Below are 1958 nucleotides of genomic sequence, written 5' to 3'. Positions count from 1 at the left end.
ACGTCGACCGGTGCGGCGGCAGGCACGCCGGTCGGCACGTCGGCCGGCGCGGCGGCGGCCAGGCCCTGGGCGGCGGCCGGGGCCTGGACCACCGAGTACAGCGCCTGGAGGGACTTGGCGAGCGGCGCCTGGCGGCTCTGCGCGTACAGGGCGTTGGCGACCTGGCTGGTGAAGCTGGAGAGGGTGACCTGGGTGCCATCCGGCAGGGTGACCGGGCCGGTGCGCAGGCGGTCGCGGACGGTGTCGAACTTGACGCGGGTGTCGCCGTCGCCGAAGGCGCAGCGCGGGGCGCCGGCGGCCTGGCAGCGCTTGAGGTACTCGGCGAGCGAGACCTCGAAGCCGGCGGCGCGCTGGCGGTCGTACTCGACGCCGTTGTGCATCCGCAGGTTGGGGTCGACGTTGCCGTCGACGATCAGCGCGCGGACCTTGTTCGGGTACATGCCCGCGTAGGTGGCGCCGATGAGGGTGCCGTAGGAGAAGCCGGCGAAGGTGAGCTTGGCGTCGCCGACGGCGCGGCGCATCCGGTCGAGGTCGCGGACCACGTTGATGGTCGACATGTGCTCGATGAGCGGGCCGGCGTTGCGCGAGCAGGCGTCGCTGTAGTCCTCGGTGGCGTTGATGGTCTCCGCTATCTCGGACTTGGTCACCGGGACGCCGGTCATCCGGTCGAAGACGCCGGCGGCCTCCTCGTCGGTGGTGAAGCACTTGAGCGGGTTGCTGCGGGCCACGCCGCGCGGGTCGAAGCCGACCATGTCGAAGCGGTCCTGGACGTCCTTGCCGAAGCGGTTGGTGGACGCCCACAGGTAGCCGCTGCCGCCCGGACCGCCGGGGTTGAGGAAGAACGAGCCGATCCGCTTGGCCGGGTCGCCCGCGCGGCGGCGCATCATGGCGATGCCGATGGTCTCGCCGTCCGGGTGGTCGTAGTCGAGCGGTACCTGGTAGACCGCGCAGTCGTAGATCTTGGGGTCCGGCTGGGTCGGGTCGGGGTTGCACGGCTTCCAGTCGACCGGTGCCACCTTGGCCTCGGCGGCCGGGCCGGGGGCCGGTGCGGCAACGGCCGCGGCGGCCGAGCCGGCGACGAGGGCGAGCGCACTGGTGACCGCCAGTGCCGCGCTGGTGATTCGGGACACGAAACCTCCTCCGGTTCTGCAAACCCGGACAGCCTGTCAGGCCGCGATCAAGAGGGGAAGGGATGTGCGACGGGAGAATGTGCGGTCGTGGCCCGAACGGGCGTCAATTCGCTTCCCGGCGGGCCGATTGACGGGAAACAGTGCGGCGGGTGGCTGAAGATCATCATTCACCGTATGGCCTGGCGGGCCCCGGTGGGCGGCCCGAGGGTGGCCGGCGCCCGTCACGGGCGGTCCCGTTCGGCCCGCCGCACGCTCGCCGTCGCGCAGGGGGCCTTCCGGTCTCGGGCGGGAGCGGACCAGTCATCAGGGACTTAAGGGACGGGCAAACTTGGGCCACTTCGGCACACCGGGGCGCCCGGCACACCGCCTGGCGCTGGACCGTGCACCCACCCGCCCCCTGGTTCCGGCGCGCGCCCCCGGGGCCGATGTCACCCGGACGGCGGTACCTCACGCCGCACCCGGCCTCTTCCGCGCCCTCCGTGTCCGTCCCGTCCGCCATCCGTTCAGCTGTCCGATCCCGCCCCGGAAAGGCGTGTTGACCGGCCATTAGGGCCCTCCTATGCTCGACGGCGTTCTCGTTCGCGATCGTGAACACGACCAGAACGTGCACACCCCGCGAGCGCCGTCCGGCACCGGGGCGGGACCTCGCGGCTCCCGCCCGGCGGGAGCCGTCACCCGGCGAGAAGGGCCCTCCCATCAGCACCTCGATCGCACCCCCAGGGGACACGGGCCCCTCCGCCGGGCCACGGCCCACCGGCACCGCCCGCCGCCGCTTCCTGACCTACCTGATCGCCGCGCCGACCCTCACCGCCGCCGCGCGCGCCGGCC

The 1958-nt window shown here is 72.9% G+C and carries 1 protein-coding gene and 1 pseudogene; one reads left to right on the top strand and one right to left on the bottom strand.

Features of this window, described 5'->3' with window-relative positions; translation table 11 throughout:
• A partial coding sequence (locus ABD308_RS31505; RefSeq protein ID WP_344342614.1) for an alpha/beta fold hydrolase occupies positions 1-1130 on the bottom strand: 1130 nt, incomplete at its 3' end.
• 587 nt (positions 1131-1717) lie between these two features.
• Between ABD308_RS31505 and ABD308_RS31500 the strand changes: the two are divergent.
• Positions 1718-1958: pseudogene (locus tag ABD308_RS31500) on the top strand (hypothetical protein); the annotation flags it as partial.

Origin of the sequence: Kitasatospora putterlickiae (assembly GCF_039527695.1) — a bacterium.
Lineage (GTDB): Bacteria > Actinomycetota > Actinomycetes > Streptomycetales > Streptomycetaceae > Kitasatospora > Kitasatospora putterlickiae.
The sequence above is the reverse complement of the archived record's forward strand: the minus strand, read 5'-3'. Positions and strand labels throughout refer to the sequence as shown.